Annotated in this window: 13 protein-coding genes; 3 read left to right on the top strand and 10 right to left on the bottom strand. The window is 70.8% G+C overall.

The genetic code is table 11. The features are described 5' to 3' along the window. The first annotated feature begins 95 nt into the window (after nt 1-95). Nucleotides 96-1631, top strand: coding sequence for an MFS transporter (locus ADK57_RS03835; RefSeq protein ID WP_053747901.1), 1536 nt, complete (start codon nt 96-98; stop codon nt 1629-1631). A gap of 55 nt (nt 1632-1686) precedes the next feature. Here ADK57_RS03835 and serA read toward each other — a convergent pair whose 3' ends face one another. The 6 genes from serA to ADK57_RS03805 all read right to left on the bottom strand — a co-directional run bounded on the left by serA (nt 1687) and on the right by ADK57_RS03805 (nt 11755). Then, the gene (gene serA, locus ADK57_RS03830) at nt 1687-3276 is read right to left on the bottom strand and encodes a phosphoglycerate dehydrogenase (RefSeq protein WP_053747900.1); all 1590 of its coding nucleotides are present in this window, start codon (nt 3274-3276) and stop codon (nt 1687-1689) included. A 248-nt stretch (nt 3277-3524) separates the two neighbouring features. Then, nucleotides 3525-4526 carry a ketol-acid reductoisomerase gene (gene ilvC, locus ADK57_RS03825; protein ID WP_053747899.1) on the bottom strand — a complete coding sequence of 334 codons (1002 nt, stop codon included), beginning with the start codon at nt 4524-4526 and terminating at the stop codon, nt 3525-3527. A gap of 118 nt (nt 4527-4644) precedes the next feature. After that, a complete protein-coding gene (gene ilvN, locus ADK57_RS03820; RefSeq protein WP_053747898.1) occupies nt 4645-5172 on the bottom strand; it encodes an acetolactate synthase small subunit in 528 nt (175 codons plus the stop codon). Nucleotides 5173-5192: 20 nt separating this feature from the next. Beyond that, nucleotides 5193-7049 carry an acetolactate synthase large subunit gene (locus ADK57_RS03815; RefSeq protein ID WP_053747897.1) on the bottom strand — a complete coding sequence of 619 codons (1857 nt, stop codon included), beginning with the start codon at nt 7047-7049 and terminating at the stop codon, nt 5193-5195. Nucleotides 7050-7286: 237 nt separating this feature from the next. Further along, nucleotides 7287-10319: a putative bifunctional diguanylate cyclase/phosphodiesterase gene (locus ADK57_RS03810; RefSeq protein ID WP_053747896.1), complete on the bottom strand. Its 3033-nt coding sequence runs from the start codon at nt 10317-10319 to the stop codon at nt 7287-7289. Nucleotides 10320-10804: 485 nt separating this feature from the next. Further along, the gene (locus ADK57_RS03805) at nt 10805-11755 is read right to left on the bottom strand and encodes a 2-hydroxyacid dehydrogenase (protein ID WP_107091471.1); all 951 of its coding nucleotides are present in this window, start codon (nt 11753-11755) and stop codon (nt 10805-10807) included. Nucleotides 11756-11831: 76 nt separating this feature from the next. Between ADK57_RS03805 and ADK57_RS03800 the strand changes: the two genes are divergently transcribed. After that, nucleotides 11832-12830 carry an aldo/keto reductase gene (locus ADK57_RS03800; protein ID WP_053747942.1) on the top strand — a complete coding sequence of 333 codons (999 nt, stop codon included), beginning with the start codon at nt 11832-11834 and terminating at the stop codon, nt 12828-12830. Between the two features lie 173 nt (nt 12831-13003). Next, complete coding sequence (locus tag ADK57_RS03795) at nt 13004-14176, top strand: PQQ-dependent sugar dehydrogenase (RefSeq protein WP_078972932.1); 1173 nt, start codon at nt 13004-13006, stop codon at nt 14174-14176. Nucleotides 14177-14179: 3 nt separating this feature from the next. Here ADK57_RS03795 and ADK57_RS03790 read toward each other — a convergent pair whose 3' ends face one another. From ADK57_RS03790 to ADK57_RS03775, 4 genes are all read right to left on the bottom strand, one after another. After that, complete coding sequence (locus ADK57_RS03790; RefSeq protein ID WP_053747893.1) at nt 14180-14371, bottom strand: DUF6191 domain-containing protein; 192 nt, start codon at nt 14369-14371, stop codon at nt 14180-14182. A 38-nt stretch (nt 14372-14409) separates the two neighbouring features. Beyond that, nucleotides 14410-17457, bottom strand: a complete 3048-nt coding sequence (locus ADK57_RS03785; protein ID WP_053747892.1) for a helix-turn-helix transcriptional regulator — start codon at nt 17455-17457, stop codon at nt 14410-14412. Between the two features lie 62 nt (nt 17458-17519). After that, on the bottom strand, nt 17520-17705 hold the full coding sequence (locus ADK57_RS03780; RefSeq protein WP_053747891.1) for a hypothetical protein: 186 nt from the start codon (nt 17703-17705) through the stop codon (nt 17520-17522). A gap of 207 nt (nt 17706-17912) precedes the next feature. Continuing rightward, nucleotides 17913-18503, bottom strand: a complete 591-nt coding sequence (locus ADK57_RS03775; protein ID WP_053747890.1) for a hypothetical protein — start codon at nt 18501-18503, stop codon at nt 17913-17915. Between the last annotated feature and the right edge of the window lie 26 nt (nt 18504-18529).

Below are 18529 nucleotides of genomic sequence, written 5' to 3'. Positions count from 1 at the left end.
CGCGCAAGCCTACCCGGATTCATACGGCCGTCTTAGACAACCGATCTATACATGCGTACTAGACAAGCGTTTTATACGCTCGTACAGTCCTCGGCATGACGACTTCGACGAGCCCTACCGCGGGCCCCAGGGCCGGGCGGCGCGAGTGGACCGCCCTCGCCGTGCTGATGCTTCCGCTGCTCCTGGTCTCCATGGACGTCTCGGTGCTCTACTTCGCCATCCCGGCGATCAGCGCGGACCTGGAGCCGAGCGGCACCCAGCAGCTGTGGATCCTCGACATCTACGCGTTCGTCCTGGCCGGCCTGCTGATGACGATGGGCTCGCTGGGCGACCGCATCGGCCGCCGCAAGCTGCTGCTCGGCGGCGCGGCCGCCTTCGGCGCCGCCTCACTGGTCGCCGCGTACGCGAACAGCGCCGAGACCCTCATCGCGGCCCGCGCGATCCTCGGCATCGGCGGCGCGACCCTGATGCCCTCGACGATGGCCCTGATCCGCACCATGTTCACCGACCCCGCCCAGCGTGCGAAGGCGATCGGCATGTGGTCCGGCGTGATGACCGCCGGCATCGCACTCGGCTCGGTCATGAGCGGTGTCCTGGTCGAGTACTTCTGGTGGGGCTCGGTCTTCCTGGTCAACCTGCCCGCGATGGCGCTGCTGCTCGTCCTCGGCCCGATCCTGCTCCCCGAGTCCAGGGACCCCGACCCCGGCCGCTTCGACTGGCCGAGCGTCCCCCTGTCCATGGCCGCCGTACTGCCCGTGATCTACGGCCTGAAGGAGCTGCCCTCCGAGGGCTGGAACGTCCGGTACGTCCTCTCGATCACCGTCGGCCTGCTCTTCGCCGCCCTCTTCGTCCACCGCCAGCGCACGACGGCCTCACCGATGATCTCCCCCGCCCTGTTCCGCGGGCACGGCTTCGCCCCCGCCGTCGTCCTCAACCTGATCTCCGCGTTCGGCATGATGGGGTCGGCGTTCTTCACCACGCAGTACCTGCAGTCGGTGCTGGGCAAGAGCGCCCTGGAGGCCGCCCTGTGGGCGCTGCTCCCCTCGGTGCCGATCGGCATGATGGCCCCGCTGGCCACCGCCCTGGTCCACAAGGGCGTCCACCGCGCCCACGTGGTGACGGCCGGCTTCGTCATCGGCGCGAGCGGCTACGTCGTGCTCGCCTTCGCCGGTACCGACTCGATGTGGCTGGTGCTGGTCGCCTGCGGCGTCCTCGCCTCCGGAATCGTCATGGTCATCTCCCAGATGACGGACCTGGCGATCGGCACCGCCCCGGCCGAGCGTGCGGGCTCCGCGTCCTCCCTCCTGGAGACGGGCACCGAGTTCGGCGGCGCCCTCGGCATGGCCGTCCTCGGCTCCGTCGGTACGGCGATCTACCGCCACGAGATGCCGGGATCGGCACCGGATGCGGCCCGCGAGACGCTGGGCGGGGCGCTGGCGGTCGCCGAGCACGTGCCGGGGCTGGCGACCACCGCCCGGGAGGCGTTCACCAGTGGGATGCAGGCGGCGGCGATCGCGGGGGCGGTCGTACTCCTGGCAGCGGCCGGGCTGGCGGCTGTGACGCTGCGGCGGGTCCGGGTACGGGAGGAGACTCCGGAGCCGGACAAGGAGCCGGACAAGGTGACGGCATGACAGAAGCCGGGTGGGCCGAGGAATCTCGGCCCACCCGGCTTCTTGCCGTGAAGCGTCAGACCAGGTTCACCGCGCGAGCGGACGTCGCGCCGATCTCCTCCGCGACCTCCGCCAGCACCCCGGCGGGCACCGTGTCGTCCACGGTCAGGACGGCCAGCGCCTCGCCGCCGGCCACCGCACGCGACACCTGCATGCCGGCGATGTTGATGCCGGCCTCGCCGAAGACACGACCCACCGTGCCGACGACGCCCGGACGGTCCTCGTACCGCAGGACGACCATGTGGTCGGCGAGCGCGAGGTCGACGTCGTACTCGCCGACGGCGACGAGCTTCTGCAGGTGCTTCGGGCCGGCCAGCGTGCCGGAGACCGCCACCTCCTCGCCGCTGCCGAGCGTGCCGCGCACGGTCACCACGTTGCGGTGGTCGGCGGACTCCGAGCTGGTCGTCAGGCGCACCTCGACACCGCGCTCCTGGGCGAACAGCGGGGCGTTGACGTACGACACCGTCTCGTCGACGACGTCCTCGAAGACACCCTTGAGGGCGCTGAGCTCCAGCACCTTCACGTCGTGCTGGGTGATCTCGCCGTACACCTCGACGTCGAGACGGACCGCGACCTCACCGGCGAGCGCCGTGAAGATACGGCCGAGGCGCTCGGCGAGCGGCAGACCCGGCTTGACGTCCTCGGCGATGACGCCGCCCTGGACGTTCACCGCGTCCGGGACCAGCTCACCGGCGAGAGCCAGCCGCACCGACTTGGCGACGGCGATACCGGCCTTCTCCTGCGCCTCGTCGGTCGAAGCGCCGAGGTGCGGGGTGCACACGACCTGGTCCAGCTCGAACAGCGGGGAGTCCGTGCACGGCTCCTTCGCGTACACGTCCAGGCCGGCGCCGGCGACGCGGCCCTCCTTGAGCGCCGAGTACAGCGCCTCCTCGTCGACGATCCCGCCGCGCGCGGCGTTGACGATGCGCACCGACGGCTTGACCTTGTGCAGCGCCTCGTGGCCGATGAGACCGAGGGTCTCGGGGGTCTTCGGCAGGTGCACGGTGATGAAGTCGGCGACCTCGAGCAGCTCGTCCAGCGACAGCACCTTGACGCCCATCTGCGCGGCCCGGGCGGGCTGCACGTAGGGGTCGTAGGCGACGACCTTCATGCCGAAGGCCGACATCCGCTGGGCGACGAGCGCGCCGATACGGCCCAGACCCACGACACCGAGGGTCTTCTCCGCGAGCTCGACGCCCGTGTACTTGCTGCGCTTCCACTCGCCGTTCTTCAGCGCGGTGTTGGCCTGCGGAATGTGGCGCGCGGTGGCCAGCAGCAGACCGCAGGCCAGCTCGGCGGCGGTCACGATGTTCGAGGTGGGGGCGTTGACGACCATGACGCCGGCCTTGGTGGCGGCGGAGACGTCGACGTTGTCCAGGCCGACGCCGGCTCGTGCGACGACCTTCAGCTTGCCGGCGGCGGCGACGGCCTCGGCGTCGACCTTGGTGGCCGAACGGATCAGGATCGCGTCGACGTCGGCGATGGCGGGCAGCAGCTCGGCCCGGTCCGCGCCGTTGGCGTGCCGGATCTCGAAGTCCGGGCCCAGGGCGTCGACGGTCGCGGGCGACAGCTCTTCAGCGATGAGTACGACAGGTTTCGAGCTCACGTGAGTCCTCACAGGTCCAATGCGGACGGCCGTCCCGACGGCCGCAGGCGGTGGAGGGTAGCCGCGTGGAAGACGCACGACGCTGTGGGCCCGACGCGTTTGTCATGCAGCAGTCTAGTGCCGCGACGGAGGTCGTCTTGCGCCTCCACGGAAGGATCACTCGTCCGTGGCTGGACGCCGTGGACAAGCGGTTACCGATGGTTCGGCGACGGGGCCGCAGCGAATCGCTGCGGCCCCGTACCTGCGGCTTACGCCTCGTCGTCGTTCACCCACGACATGAGCTTGCGCAGCTCCTTGCCGGTGGTCTCCAGCAGGGACTCGGCGTCCTGCTGCTTGTACTCGTTGTACTTCTTCAGACCGCCGTGGTACTCGGCCATCCACTCACGGGCGAAGGTGCCGTCCTGGATCTCGGCGAGGACCTTCTTCATCTCGGCCTTGGTGGCGTCGGTGATGATCCGCGGGCCGGTGACGTAGTCGCCCCACTCGGCGGTCTCGGAGACCGACCAGCGCATCTTCTCCAGGCCGCCCTCGTACATGAGGTCGACGATCAGCTTCAGCTCGTGCAGGCACTCGAAGTACGCGATCTCCGGCTGGTAGCCCGCCTCGGTCAGCGTCTCGAAACCGGCCTTGACCAGCGCGGCCGTACCACCACAGAGGACGGCCTGCTCACCGAACAGGTCGGTCTCGGTCTCCTCGGTGAAGGTCGTCTTGATGACGCCGGCGCGGGTGCCGCCGATGCCCTTCGCGTACGAGAGGGCCAGCGCGAAGGCGTTGCCGGTCGCGTCCTGCTCGACGGCCGCGATGCACGGAACGCCGCGACCCTCCTCGTACTGGCGGCGCACCAGGTGGCCCGGGCCCTTGGGGGCGACCATGCAGACGTCGATGCCGGCCGGGGGCTTGATGAAGTCGAAGCGGATGTTCAGGCCGTGGCCGAAGAAGAGGGCGTCGCCGTCCTTGAGGTTGTCCTTGATGGACTCCTCGTAGACCTGGGCCTGGATCGGGTCCGGGACCAGGATCATGATGACGTCGGCCTCGGTGGCGGCCTCGGCCGGGGTCACCACGCGCAGGCCCTGCTCCTCGGCCTTCGCCTTGGACTTGGAGCCCTCGTGCAGACCGACACGCACGTCGACACCCGAGTCACGGAGCGACAGCGCGTGGGCGTGGCCCTGGCTGCCGTAACCGATGACCGCGACCTTGCGGCCCTGGATGATGGACAGGTCGGCGTCGGCGTCGTAGAACAGCTCGGCCACTTTGGGTTCTCTCCTTGTGTGCAGGTGTTGCGTCCCACCGTATGACGGCGAGGGGAAGGGAAGTCTCGGGGTCTCGGCATACGGGCGGTCGGTGTCCCCCGGCCGCCCGTATACATCGTCAGGCCGACCGGTCGAGGGCGCGCAGCGACCGGTCCGTGATCGACCGCGAACCGCGGCCGATCGCGATCGTGCCGGACTGGACGAGCTCCTTGATGCCGAACGGCTCCAGCATCTTGAGCATCGCCGACAGCTTGTCGTTGCTGCCGGTGGCCTCGATGGTGACGGCCTCCGGGGAGACGTCGACCGTCTTGGCGCGGAACAGCTGGACGATCTCGACGATCTGGGAGCGCGTCTCGTTGTCGGCGCGCACCTTCACCAGAACGAGTTCGCGCTGAACGGCCGATCCGGCCTCCAGCTCGACGATCTTCAGCACGTTGACGAGCTTGTTCAGCTGCTTGGTGACCTGTTCGAGCGGCAGTTCCTCGATCACGTTCACCACGATGGTGATACGGGAGATCTCGGGGTGCTCGGTGACGCCGACCGCGAGCGAGTCGATGTTGAAGCCGCGGCGGGAGAACAGGGCGGCGATCCGGGCGAGGATGCCGGGCGTGTTCTCCACCAGGACGGAGAGCGTGTGCTTGGACATGTCTCTTGGGTCTCTCTCGCTCAGTCGTCTTCGTTGTCGCCGAAGTCGGGGCGGACGTCCCGGGCGGCCATGATCTCGTCGTTGGAGGTGCCGGCGGCGACCATCGGCCACACCATGGCGTCCTCGTGGACGATGAAGTCGACCACGACGGGGCGGTCGTTGATGGAGTTCGCCTCTTCGATGACCTTGTCGAGGTCCTCCGGGGACTCGCAGCGGATCGCGTAGCAGCCCATGGCCTCCGACAGCTTCACGAAGTCGGGGACGCGGGTGCCGGCGCTCGGCTCCTTGCCGGTGGCCTCAGGACCACTGTGCAGCACGGTGTTGGAGTACCGCTGGTTGTAGAAGAGGGTCTGCCACTGGCGGACCATCCCGAGGGCGCCGTTGTTGATGATGGCGACCTTGATCGGGATGTTGTTCAGGGCGCAGGTGGTGAGCTCCTGATTGGTCATCTGGAAGCAGCCGTCACCGTCGACCGCCCACACGGTCTGCGCGGGCGCGCCGGCCTTGGCACCCATCGCGGCCGGGACCGCGTAGCCCATCGTTCCGGCGCCGCCGGAGTTCAGCCAGGTCGCGGGCTTCTCGTACTGGATGTAGTGCGCGGCCCACATCTGGTGCTGGCCCACGCCCGCCGCGAAGATCGTGCCCTCGGGGGCGAGCTGCCCGATGCGCTCGATGACCTGCTGCGGGGACAGCGAGCCGTTGTCGGGCTGGTCGTAGCCCAGCGGGTACGTCTCGCGCCAGCGGTTGAGGTCCTTCCACCAGGCGCTGTAGTCGCCCCGGTGGCCCTCGCTGTGCTCCTTCTGCACGGCCTGGACCAGGTCGGCGATGACCTCGCGGGCGTCACCGACGATCGGCACGTCGGCGGCGCGGTTCTTGCCGATCTCCGCCGGGTCGATGTCGGCGTGGACGATCTTGGCGTACGGGGCGAAGCTGTCCAGCTTGCCGGTGACGCGGTCGTCGAAGCGGGCTCCGAGGGCGACGATCAGGTCGGCCTTCTGCAGCGCGGTGACGGCGGTGACCGCACCGTGCATGCCCGGCATTCCCACGTGCAGCGGGTGGCTGTCGGGGAATGCGCCGAGCGCCATCAGTGTGGTGGTGACGGGCGCTCCGGTGAGTTCTGCGAGGACCTTCAGTTCGGCGGTGGCATTGGCCTTCAGGACGCCGCCGCCGACGTACAGGACGGGCCGCTTGGCGGCGGTGATCAGCTTCGCCGCCTCACGGATCTGCTTGGCGTGCGGCTTGGTCACCGGGCGGTAGCCGGGCAGGTCCATGACCGGCGGCCAGGAGAAGGTCGTCCGCGCCTGGAGGGCGTCCTTGGCGATGTCGACCAGGACCGGGCCGGGGCGGCCGGTGGAGGCGATGTGGAACGCCTGCGCGATCACCCGCGGGATGTCCTCGGCCTTGGTGACCAGGAAGTTGTGCTTGGTGATCGGCATGGTGATGCCGACGATGTCCGCCTCCTGGAAGGCGTCGGTGCCGATCGCCTTGGAGGCCACCTGGCCGGTGATCGCCACGAGCGGCACCGAGTCCATGTGGGCGTCCGCGATCGGCGTCACCAGGTTCGTCGCACCCGGGCCGGAGGTCGCCATGCAGACACCGACCTTGCCGGTGGCCTGCGCGTAACCGGTGGCCGCGTGGCCGGCGCCCTGCTCGTGCCGGACCAGGACGTGGCGCACCCGGGTGGAGTCCATGAGCGGGTCGTACGCCGGAAGGATCGCACCGCCGGGAATGCCGAATACCGTCTCGGCTCCGACCTCCTCGAGAGAGCGGATGAGGGACTGCGCACCCGTGACGTGCTCGGGGGCGGGCTGCTGTCCTCCGGATCGGGGCCGCGGCTGCGGGTGATTGGCCCCGGTGGCCTGCTCGGTCATCGTCATTCTCTTCTCGATGCTGAGGGTTTTTGCGAGTTTTGTGCGGTGTACGGCTCTTGTACAACATGTGCCTGTGCAACAAAAAACCCCTCGTGCCGTGAGGCAAGCGAGGGGAGCGCGCCGGGTGCGGTCGCTGGGAGTTCCGGGTCCGTCCGGAGGTCACCAGCGTCAGCCGACGCGCTTTCCAAGTACGAGAATTCGGGTGCGCATAGGTCTGACCCTCCCCCCGGCGCACACCCACTGTCAAGTGGGTGGGACGGGAGTCTCATTATGTGAGCGGAGGGCTGTTCCGCCACCCAAAACCGCCGTCACACCACCGGTGTACACCCCCGTGCCACCACCCGCGAACGCGGGCTCCGCCGGTCCGTGCGGCACCGGATAGTGGCCGGATCCGAGCGCTCTGCGCAGCCGGTACTCGTCCAGCGGGCCGGAGAACGCCATGCCCTGCCCGTGCGTGCACCCCATCGCGCGCAGCGCCACGACCTGTTCGGGCAGGTCCACGCCGTCGGCCACGGACTGCAGGCCGAGATCGACGGCGATACGCAGCAGCCCACTGGTGATCTTGTGCAGCCGGGCGGACTCGACCACTCCCTCGACGAGACCGCGGTCGAGCTTCACTACGTCGACAGGGAGCCTGCGCAGGACCGTGATGGCCGCGTACCCGCTCCCGAAGCCGTCCAGGGCGATCCGGACGCCGAGCCTGCGCAGGGCACTCAGGCGGCGCTCCAGCTCGTCCAGCGGGACCCGGGGGTCGGCGTCGGACAGCTCGATCACCAGCGACCCGGACGGCAGCCCGTGTCGGGTCAGCAGGGCCTCGATCGAGCCGAGCGGCATCGAGCGGTCCAGTAGCCGGCGCGCACCCATCCGGACCGCCACCGGCACGGCCAGCCCGTTCGCGGCCCGCTCGGCGGCCTGTTCCACGGCCTCCTCCAGCACCCACCGCCCCAGCTCGGCGGTCTTGTCGCTGTCCTCGGCCACCCGCAGGAACTCGGCGGGCGTGAACAGCACGCCCTGCGAGGAGCGCCAGCGGGCCTGGGCGGCGACCGACGCGATCCGGCCGTCCTCCAGGCACACCACGGGTTGGTGCAGCAGGGTGAACTCGCCGTCGTTCAGGGCGGCACGCAGGCGCGTGGCCAGCTCCGCCTTCCGTACGACGTCCTGCTGCATCTGTGGGGCGTACAGCTCGACGCGGCCCTTGCCGCCCGCCTTGGCGCGGTACATGGCCAGGTCGGCATTGCGCAGGATCTCGCCCGCGCCGAGGCCCGGCTCGGCGAAGGCGACGCCGATGGAGGCGTTGACCCGGACGTCATTGCCGTCGATGAGGTAGGGCTGGGAGAGCGTGCCCCTGAGGCGGTCGGCGAGCTCCATGATGTGGCGCTCCCGGGCGGAGCGGTCACGGGCGCCGTCCCCGACGATCAGGGCCGCGAACTCGTCGCCGCCCAGCCGGGACGCGGTGTCCCCCTGCCGGACCGCGTCCTGGAGTCTGCGGGCGGCCTGGACGAGCAGCTCGTCCCCAGCCTGGTGCCCGATCGTGTCGTTGACGGCCTTGAAGCCGTCGAGGTCGATGAAGAGGACCGCCGTGCCGCGAAGGGCGGCGCCACGGTCGGTGGAGCGGCGGCCGGAGAGGGCCTGCTGGACCCGCTGGGTGAACAGGGCCCGGTTGGGCAGGTCGGTCAGCGGGTCGTGCTCGGCGTTGTGCTGGAGCTGCGCCTGCAGGCGCACCCTTTCGGTGACGTCCCGGCTGTTGAAGATGAGGCCGCCGTGGTGCCGGTTGACGGTGGACTCGACGTTGAGCCAACCGCCGTCGCCGGAGCGGAACCGGCACTCGATGCGCGTGGTGGGTTCCTCGAGGGGGCTGGCGGCGAGGAAGCGGCGCACCTCGTGCACCACGCAGCCCAGGTCTTCCGGGTGGATGAGGCCGGCCAGTTCGGTCCCCACCAGCTCCTCCGCGGAACGTCCGTAGACCCCGGCGGCGGCCGGGGAGACGTACCGGAGGATGCCGTTCGGTGCGGCGATCATGATGACGTCGCTGGAGCCCTGCACCAGGGAGCGGAAGTGGTTCTCCTTCTGCGCCAGCTCCTGGGTGAGGGTGATGTTGTCGAGCAGCATGATGCCCTGGCGCACCACGAGGGCGAGCACCACGGTGCCGCCGGTGAGGAGCACCACGCGGTCGACGCTGCGGCCGCTCAGGACGTTGTAGAGGATCCCGAGCGTGCAGACGGCGGCGGCGAGATAGGGCGTGAGGGCGGCCAGGGAACCGGCGATGGGCCGGGCGGTCGGATACCGGCTGTGATCACCTCCCTGCGCCGGGCCCGCGTGCGGGTGGTGGTGCGGGCCGGTGCGCTGTCCCGGCAGGTGTTCGTGCACCACGCGCGTGTGCCCGTCCGTCCGGCGCCGGGCCGGGTGCCGCCGTACGGCGTCCGCCTCCCCGTGTCGCGGGACGGCCCACGGCGCGTACGCGAGCAGCAGCGAGCCGGCGAACCAGCCCGCGTCGAGCAGCTGCCCGGAGCGGTAGGTGTGGTGCAGCAGCGGTGAGGTGAACAGGGCGTCGCACATCACGGTCAGGGCGAGCGCGCCGATCGCGGTGTTGACCGCCGTACGGTTCACCGCCGAGCGCCGGAAGTGCAGCGCGAGCACCATGCTGACGAGAGCGATGTCGAGCAGCGGGTACGCGAGCGACAGCGCGGTGTGCGCCACGCTCGACCCCTCGGACTTGGCCGCCTGGGCGAGGGCGAGGCTCCAGGACAGTGTGAGCAGCGAGCCCCCGATCAGCCATGCGTCCAGGCCGAGGCAGATCCAACCCGCCTTCGTCACCGGCCGCTTGGCGAGCACCAGCAGCCCCACGATCGCGGGCGGCGCGAAGCACAGGAAGAACAGGTCGGCGTAGCTGGGGCTGGGCACGGGTCGCTCCAGGACCACCTCGTACCACCCCCAGATCAGGTTGCCGACGGCCGCCATCGCCGAGGAGAGGGCGAAGAGCATCCAGGCGGGTCGAAAGCGGATACGGCGGTTGCGGGCGTAGAGGAAGCAGGACACGGCTGCGGCGCCGGCCGCGGCGCTCAGCCCGAAGTCGCCCATGACCAGCGCGACTTGCGGTGAGCCCCAGCCGAACGCGGAACCGACGGCGTATCCCGCGCACACCAGGGCCAGGACGAGTTGGCGGACCGTGCTCGACGAGCCGCCGAGGACCGGGGGGCGGGTCGGCGTCGCCCCCGGCGCGGGCTTGGCCCGCAGCGCTCCGTCAAGGGTGGCCGTGGAAGGCGGGGGCGAACTCACCGGGCCCTCCCGGTCCGCGCCGCTCCAGGATCCCTGGGATCCCGGTGCGCTGGGTGCGCATGCCTCCTGCGGCTGTTGTGCCGGCGATGGTGACGGCTGTGGTGGTGATGGCCCTGATGACTGTCGTGCTGTCCGTGGTGACTGCCGTGGCCGGCGTGGTGGCCGCATCTGCGCGCGGCCGTGTGCCAGGGTCGCCGGCGGCGGCCCCGCCGCGTCGGATCGCTCGTCCATAGGCCGTGCATCGCCCGTCGCCCCCCTCACAGTCTGAAATGTCCATCCCCGGCGCCGAACGGTCGCGGCGCAGCCCCTGTCGGGACGATACACCAGTCTCGTCACTCAGGGACATAGTTCCTCTACGCTCCGTGACGACCAGCTGAGATGTGAGCACGGAGCGCGTCCGGAGGATTGCGGAGGGTACCGGAAACGGATGACGCGCCTGTTGCGCCCGGCGTGCGGGTCGGGCGCGCGCTGCTCATCTCGGGGCGTCACACACCTGTTGGGCCTGTCGTAAGGATCACGTTGCGCAGGGGCTCCCGGTTCACGAAACGGTTCAACTGGTCCACCAGCAGTCGCTTGGCACGAGGCAGGAACGCGGAGGTCGGTCCGCCGACGTGCGGGCTGACGAGCACGCCCGGCGCATGCCACAGGGGGTGGCCCGGGGGCAGCGGCTCGGGGTCGGTGACGTCGAGGGCGGCGGTGATACGGCCGCCCTCCAGCTCGGCGAGCAGCGCCTTGGTGTCGACGACGGGGCCACGGGCCACGTTGACCAGCAGCGCACCGTCCTTCATACGAGCCAGGAAGTCTGCGTTCACCAGGTGCCGGGTGGCCTCGGTGAGCGGCGTGGCAAGGACGACGACGTCCGCCTCGGGGAGCAGAGCGGGCAGTTCGGTGAGCGGATGCACCGGGCCGCGCGCTGTGGTGCGCTCAGAGCGCGCGACGCGCGCCACCCGCGCGACCTCGAACGGAACGAGCCGGTCCTCGATCGCCGATCCGATCGAGCCGTACCCGACGATGAGGACGTTCTTGTCGGCGAGCGCGGGCCGGAACCCGCCGCCCCACTCCCCCTTGTCCTGGGCCCGTACGAAGTCGGGGACGCCGCGCAGCGAGGCGAGGATCAGGGTGAGCGTGAGCTCGGCGGTGCTGGCCTCGTGCACCCCGCGCGCGTTGCACAACTGCACACCCGCAGGCAGGTACTTGATACCCGGCTCGATCGCGTCGGTGCCGGCCGACAGCGTCTGCACGACCTGCACGGAGCTCAGGCTGGGCACCGGCCGCAGGCCGACCTCGACGGGCTTCATGTAGGGGACGACGTAGTACGCGCAGTCGGCCGGATCCGCGGGAAAGTCCTCACCACCGTCCCAGAAGCGGTAGTTCAGGCCCTTCGGGAGCCCTTCGATGTCTTCCGGCGGGATGGGCAGCCACACGTCAGCAGTCATGGTCAGGAGGCTATGTCAGGCGCTGCCGACCGCAGAGGTTAGGTTGGGGGGCCAGGACAGGGAGGGTCACGAGCAGGTGGAGCGCAGGACGATCGGCGCGGCGGCGCTCACAGTGGGTGCCGTCGGACTCGGCTGCATGCCGATGAGCTGGGCGTACAGCGGATCGCGGCAGCGCGGCGACGAGTCGGTCAGGGCCGTGCACCGGGCGCTGGACCTGGGCTCGACTCTCCTGGACACCGCCGACATGTACGGCCCGTTCACCAACGAGCTGCTGCTGGGGCGGGTGCTGAAGGAGCGGCGTCAGGACGCCTTCGTGTCGACCAAGGTCGGCCTGCTGGTGGGCGAGCAGCACATCGTGGCCAACGGCCGCCCCGGCTATGTGAAGCGCGCCTGCGACGCGTCGCTGCGGCGCCTGCAGACGGACGTCATCGACCTCTACCAGCTCCACCGGGCCGACCCCGAGGTGCCCGTCGAGGAGACCTGGGGCGCGATGGCGGAGCTCGTCAGGGCCGGTAAGGTCCGGTCGTTGGGGCTGTGCGCGATGGGCGCCCGCGGCGGCCGCCGGTCCGGGGCCCGGCTGCACGACGCGACGATCCGGCAGTTGCAGCGGGTGCAGCAGGTCTTCCCGGTGAGCGCCGTACAGGCCGAGCTGTCGGTGTGGTCGCCGGAGGCCACGGAGGCGCTGCTGCCGTGGTGCGAGGCGCGCGGCATCGGCTTCCTGGCGGCGATGCCGCTCGGCAACGGCTTCCTGACCGGCACGCTCACCCCCGGCGAGGGCTTCGAACCGGACGACGTACGCGCCCGCCACCCCCGCTTCACCGCGGAGATGATGGCCGCCAACCAGCCGATAGTGGTCGGCCTGCGCCGCGTGGCCCGCCGCCACGGCGAGGACGTCACGCCCGCCCAGGTGGCCCTGGCATGGGTGCTGGCGCAGGGGCGTCACACGGTCCCGGTGCCCGGGACCAAGCAGGAGCGCTGGGTGACGGACAACGCACGGGCGGCGACCCTGCGCCTGACGGCACAGGACCTGGCCGAGGTGGCGGAGCTGCCGCGGGCGCAGGGATCCTGGGAGTAGGGATCCGGGGCCGAGACTCGGGGAGCAGAGATCCGGGGAGGGGATCCGGGGAGCAGGAATTCGGGTCACGGCAGGCGGGTCCGCGGATCGGGTTGCGGTGATCGGGAACCTGTGAGGCGCGAGCGGTGTATGAAAAGTAGAACCTGCCGCGAGACCGCCCCGTCGAAGGGACCATGATCGTGCAACGTCGAGCTGTGTCGGCCGTATTGGCCGCAACCGCGCTCGTGCTGACGGCCGGCTGCTCCTCCGACGGCGGAGGTGAATCGTCGAACGGCAGTGACAGCGCCCCACCGAGCAGTAGGGCATCGGGATCGTCGCCCACCGGACAAGCCGCCGACCCGGCACCCCCCGCCAAAGGCTCGGTGAAGGTGGTCCGCACAGTTGCCGAGGACCTCAGCACGCCCTGGGGCCTCGCCCCGCTCCCCGAGGGCGACCTGCTGGTCTCCTCCCGCGACGAGGGCACGATCACCCGGGTCGACGAGGAGACGGGCAAGAAGACCGAGCTGGGCGAGGTGCCGGGGGTGTCGCCGGCCGGCGAGGGCGGCCTCATGGGCCTCGCGCTCTCCCCGGACTACGCCTCGGACCACATGGTCTACGCGTACTTCACCTCGGCCTCGGACAACCGCATCGTCCGCATGCTGTACGACGAGCAGAAGCCCTCCGGCGAACAGCTGGGCGCGCCCGACACGATCTTCAAGGGCATCCCCAAGGGCTACATCCACAACGGCGGCCGGATCGCCTTCGGCCCGGACAAGATGCTCTACGCGGGCACGGGCGAGAGCGGTGACACCGGCCTGTCCCAGGACACCAAGTCCCTGGGCGGCAAGATCCTGCGCATGACCCCGGAGGGCGAGCCGGCCCCGGGCAACCCGTTCCCGGACTCTGCGGTGTACTCGTACGGCCACCGCAATGTGCAGGGCCTGGCCTGGGACGACAAGCAGCGTCTGTTCGCCGCCGAGTTCGGCCAGGACACCTGGGACGAGCTGAACGCGATCAAGCCGGGCGACAACTACGGCTGGCCGGAGGCCGAGGGCAGGTCGAGCGATTCCAAGTACCACAACCCGATAGCCCAGTGGGGCACGGACGACGCCTCCCCCAGCGGTGTCGCCTACGCCGAGGGCTCCGTCTGGATGGCGGGACTCAAGGGCCGGCGCCTGTGGCGCATCCCCCTGCAGGGCACGGAGGCCTCCGCGGACCCGCAGGCCTTCCTCGAAGGCGAGTACGGCCGGCTGCGCACGGTGGTCTCGGCGGGCGGCGACAAGCTGTGGCTGGTCACCAGCAACACGGACGGCCGGGGTGATCCGAAGGAGGGCGACGACCGGATCCTGGAGATACAGGTCAGCTGAGCCTCAATCCTCCGGAGAGGAGTCTTCCTCGTCCGGCTGCGGCGGGCGTACGACGACCTTCCCGGAGGTGAGGTCTATGGGCCCGCGTCCGGGGTCGCCGTCGCCGACGTCCTCCCGGGTGAGCTCCAGCCGGTTCTGCTCGTCGCGGGTGTGCTTGCGGCCGGGGGCGAACAATTCCTCGAAGGCGTTGAACACGGGTTCTCCCTCGGCCGGTGTCTCTTACAGCGTAGGCCTCACGGCGCCTTCCGCATCGTGAGCGATTCGGACGGAAACAGCTCCAGCCGATGCGCCACCGCGGCCGCCTCGCCGCGGCCCGAGACTCCGAGCTTGGCCAGGATGTTCGAGACGTGGACGCTGGCCGTCTTCGGGGAGATGAAGAGTGCCTCGGCTATCTGGCGGTTGGTGCGGCCGGCGGAGACCAGGCGCAGCACGTCGCGTTCCCGGCCGGTCAGGCCGAGGGACTCGGCGGGCTCCGCGGGGGCGGGCGACTGCTCGGCGGGCCGGTTCACGGGGAGGCGGGCGCGTTGGGCCAGGAGCGTGACGGAGTCGGCGAGCGGGCGGGCATCGAGGTGGGAGGCGACGGCGTGGGCGAGACGGAGCAGTTCCGTGGCGCGGTCGCGGTCGTCGTCGCCCTCCCCCGACAGCAGCAGGGCCTCGGCCAGGCGGTGGCGGACGCGGGCGAGCTCGTAGGGGCGTTCCAGTGCCTCGAAGGCGGTGACCACTTGCGTCCAGGTGTCCGCTCGGGCGCCGCCCTCGGCTCGCAGCAGTTCGGCGCTGACCCAGTGTTCGTAGGCCTGCCAGACGGGGACGTGGGTGGGCAGGGGCTTGGCCGTGGCGCGGATGCGTTCGAGGATCTCGGGGCGGCCGGGGCCGGCGACGGACAGGTCGCGTGCGTCGGCCTCCGCTGCTGCCGCGGTGAGCAGCATCCGCCAGACGTAGCGCTGGGTGCCTGGTGGGAAGCCGGCGTCCAGGGCGCGTTCGAGTTCGGCGCGGGCGTCCAGGAGGCGGCCCTCGCTCGCCGCGATGCCGATCGCGATGCGCACGAGGGGCAGCTCGTGCTGGGGTGCGCGGTTGTGATTGCCGAAGTGCCCGCGGGCAGCGGCCAGATGGCTGGTGGCAGCGGCGAGGTCCCCTCGGGCGAGGGCGAGTTGGGCGCGGAGGGTGGCGTGGAAGCCGCGGGGCTTGGCGCTCTGGCCGACGCGTTCGGCCTTGGTGCCCGCTTCGGCGGCACGGTCCCAGCGGCCCAGGGAGTAGAGGGTTTCGGCGAGGTTCCCCCAGATCCAGGCCTCGGAGTCCAGCAGGCCGAACTTCTGGGTGTAGGCGAGACCCTCCTCCAGGATCGGCACGGCCTCCTGCAGGCGGCCGACGGATTCGAGGGCGGAGGGCAGGTTCACATAGGCGCGGCCCGCGATGGCGGAGATGCCGTACTCGACCGTCCGCTGCTTCACCTCGAACATCTCGGCGAGCCCCGCCTCGACGTCGCCGGCTTCCACCATGAGACCGCCGAGCGTGAGGCGGGCGTTCATCTCGGTCTCGCGGACGCCGACCATGCGCGCGTACTCCACGGCACGTTCGGCGGCCGTGAAGGCGTCGGGTCCTGGGGCGTGCACCATGGACCAGTTGGCGACGTTGGCGAGGACCTCGGCGTGCACCTCCGAGGGCGGCAGGCCGCGTACGAGTTCCTGGGCGGTGGCCAGTTCGGCCCAGCCGTCGCCGCGGGCCTGCGACTGGACCAGTCGGGAGCGCTGGGTCCAGAACCAGGCGGCGCGCAGGGGGTCGTCCTCGTCCTCCAACAGGCGCAACGCGCGCTTGGTGATCTTCAGGGCGCGTTCCCGTTCCGAGCACAGCCGCCCGGCGACCGCGGCCTCGGCCATCAGGTCGAGGTAGCGCAGCGGGGTGGTGGCCGGGTCGCAGCCGCAGGGCGGATAGACCTCGGTGTAGTCGGCGGGGCGCAGTTCGGCGCGGACGTCCTCCGGGGCGGAGTCCCACAGCTCCATCGCGCGTTCCAGGAGCCGCAGTTGTTCGGAGTAGGCGTGTCGGCGGCGGGCCGTGACGGAGGCGCCCAGGACGGCGGGCAGGGCCTTGGCGGCGTCGTGGGCGTGGTACCAGTAGCTGGCCAGACGCATCACGCGTTCGCCGGCGGGGACGAGTGCGGGGTCGGCTTCCAGGGCTTGCGCGTAGCGCCGGTTGAGGCGGGAGCGTTCGCCGGGCAGCAGGTCGTCGGCGACGGCCTCGCGGACCAGGGAGTGGCGGAAGCGGTAGCCGTCGCCGTCGGGCGCGGCGAGCAGGATGTTGGCGTTGACGGCGGCCCTGAGCGCCTCGATGAGGTCGTCCTCGGCGAGCCGGGCGACGGCGGCGAGCAGCCGGTACTCGACGGTGGAGCCGCCCTCGGCGACGATCCGGGCGACCCGCTGGGCGCTCTCGGGCAGTCCCTCGACGCGGACCAGGAGCAGGTCTCGCAGGGTGTCGGTGAGGCCGGTGCGGCAGCCCTCGTGGGCGGCGACGGCGAGTTCCTCGACGAAGAAGGCGTTGCCGTCGGAGCGTTCGAAGATGTCGTCGACCTGGGCGGGGGCTGGTTCGTGGGCGAGGATGCCGGCGATCTGGCGGCCGACCTCGGCGCGGTTGAAGCGGCCGAGTTCGATACGGCGGACCGTGCGCAGCCGGTCGAGTTCGGCGAGCAGGGGGCGCAGCGGGTGGCGGCGGTGGATGTCGTCGGAGCGGTAGGTGGCGAGGACGACGAGGCGGCCGGTGCGCAGGGTGCGTAAGAGGTAGGCGAGGAGGTGGCGGGTGGAGGCGTCGGCCCAGTGCAGGTCCTCCAGGGCGACGACCACCGTGCGGTCGGCGGCGACGCGCTCCAGAAGGCGGGCGGTGAGTTCGAAGAGGCGGGCCATGCCCTCCTCGTCGTGCCGGCCGGGGGCGACCTCGCCGAGTTCGGGCAGCAGCCGGGCGAGCTCCTCCTCCTGGCCGGCGGCCGCGGCGGCGAGCTCGTCGGGCAGTTCGCGGCGCAGGGCGCGCAGGGCGGTGGAGAACGGGGCGAACGGCAGCCCGTCGGCGCCGATCTCGACACAGCCGCCCAGCGCGACGACGGCACCGCTTCGGCAGGCGGCGGTGGCGAACTCCTCGACGAGGCGGGTCTTGCCGACGCCGGCCTCGCCCCCGAGCAGCAACGCCTGCGGCTCGCCCGCGGCAGCGCGGGCGAGCGCGTCGTTCAGCGTGTCCAGCTCATCGATGCGACCGACGAACACCGGACTGACGGACCTGGTCTCCACGCGCCCGAGCATCGCACGCGGGTCTGACAGTGCGGCACCGGTTTTCGCGGGGACACCCTCCCCCGCCCCGGCGCTCACGCCGCACGCGGGAACCGGTGCCGACGGGGGCGGCCGGTATGCACCTCACCCTCGGCGGCGCGTGCGGCGGCCTCGCGGCGCGCGGCGCGGAGGCCGCGGACCGCCTCGCGGGCCTGGCGCTCGTGCTCGGCCTGGCGGATCAGTTCGGCGGAACGGAGCTGGGCGAGCTCGTACTCGTACATGGTGTGTCCCCTGTGTCCCTGGTGAGAGGTCGGTTTCGGCTTCGCTTGCTGCGATGTCTCAACCTTCGTCTCCCAGGTGGGGCCGCCACATCGGGAGAGTTCCGCATCTTCGTGAGGCCCTGCGGGGCCTTAGACGCGCGGGAGGGGTCTTAGGGCGTCCGTAAGGTGCTTACGGACGCCCTAAGACCCCTCAGGACCCGCCGTGATTCAGGGGGCGGAGGGCAGGCTGACCAGAACGTCGGTGTACTTGAGGACGGCGAGCAGCAGGCCGATGACGCCGAGCGCGACACCCGCCCAGGAGACCGACTTGATCCAGGCGGCCTGCGGCTTGCCGGGCGCCCCGAAGGCGGGCCGGATCAGGACCACGACACCGACGATCAGCGCGGCCAGCGCGAACATCCCGCCGTACAGCGCGGTGACGTTCCAGACGTCGCCGTAGCCCTCCTTCAGCAGCGTGGCCACACTCGAATTCTGTGAGGAGTTCTCCATCTGGCTCAGGAGGTTTTCCTTCTGGGCGGCCAGGTTGCCGATCCAGCCACCGGTGAGCGACACGACGCCGAGCGCGGCGGAGACGACGGCACCGGCGCCCTGTCCGACGCCCGTCGGGCCTTCCGCCTCGACCGGCACGAGCTCCTCGTCCAGGTCGTCGGCTTCGGTGTCGACCTCGACCTCGGCGTCGGCCTCGGTCTTCGTCGCCTCGTCGGTCTTGGTCAGCCCGGTGGTGCCCGTCTTCTCCTCGTCGGTCGTGGCCTCGGCACCCGTCTCGGCGCCGGTCTCGTCAACTGTCTTGGTTCCCATGTCCGGCACCGTACGGATCCTGTCTG

Source organism: Streptomyces sp. MMG1533 (assembly GCF_001279775.1).
Lineage (GTDB): Bacteria > Actinomycetota > Actinomycetes > Streptomycetales > Streptomycetaceae > Streptomyces.
The sequence above is the reverse complement of the archived record's forward strand: the minus strand, read 5'-3'. Positions and strand labels throughout refer to the sequence as shown.

Excerpts from the sequence above, each read along its gene's own strand:
- ADK57_RS03835 (WP_053747901.1), top strand. The coding sequence starts at position 96 with ATGACGACTTCGACGAGCCCTACCGCGGGCCCCAGGGCCGGGCGGCGC.
- ADK57_RS03785 (WP_053747892.1), bottom strand. The coding sequence starts at position 17,457 with ATGCTCGGGCGCGTGGAGACCAGGTCCGTCAGTCCGGTGTTCGTCGGT.
- ADK57_RS03805 (WP_107091471.1), bottom strand. The coding sequence starts at position 11,755 with ATGACTGCTGACGTGTGGCTGCCCATCCCGCCGGAAGACATCGAAGGG.
- ADK57_RS03775 (WP_053747890.1), bottom strand. The coding sequence starts at position 18,503 with ATGGGAACCAAGACAGTTGACGAGACCGGCGCCGAGACGGGTGCCGAG.
- ADK57_RS03815 (WP_053747897.1), bottom strand. The coding sequence starts at position 7,049 with ATGACGATGACCGAGCAGGCCACCGGGGCCAATCACCCGCAGCCGCGG.
- ilvN (WP_053747898.1), bottom strand. The coding sequence starts at position 5,172 with ATGTCCAAGCACACGCTCTCCGTCCTGGTGGAGAACACGCCCGGCATC.
- ADK57_RS03780 (WP_053747891.1), bottom strand. The coding sequence starts at position 17,705 with ATGTACGAGTACGAGCTCGCCCAGCTCCGTTCCGCCGAACTGATCCGC.
- ADK57_RS03795 (WP_078972932.1), top strand. The coding sequence starts at position 13,004 with ATGATCGTGCAACGTCGAGCTGTGTCGGCCGTATTGGCCGCAACCGCG.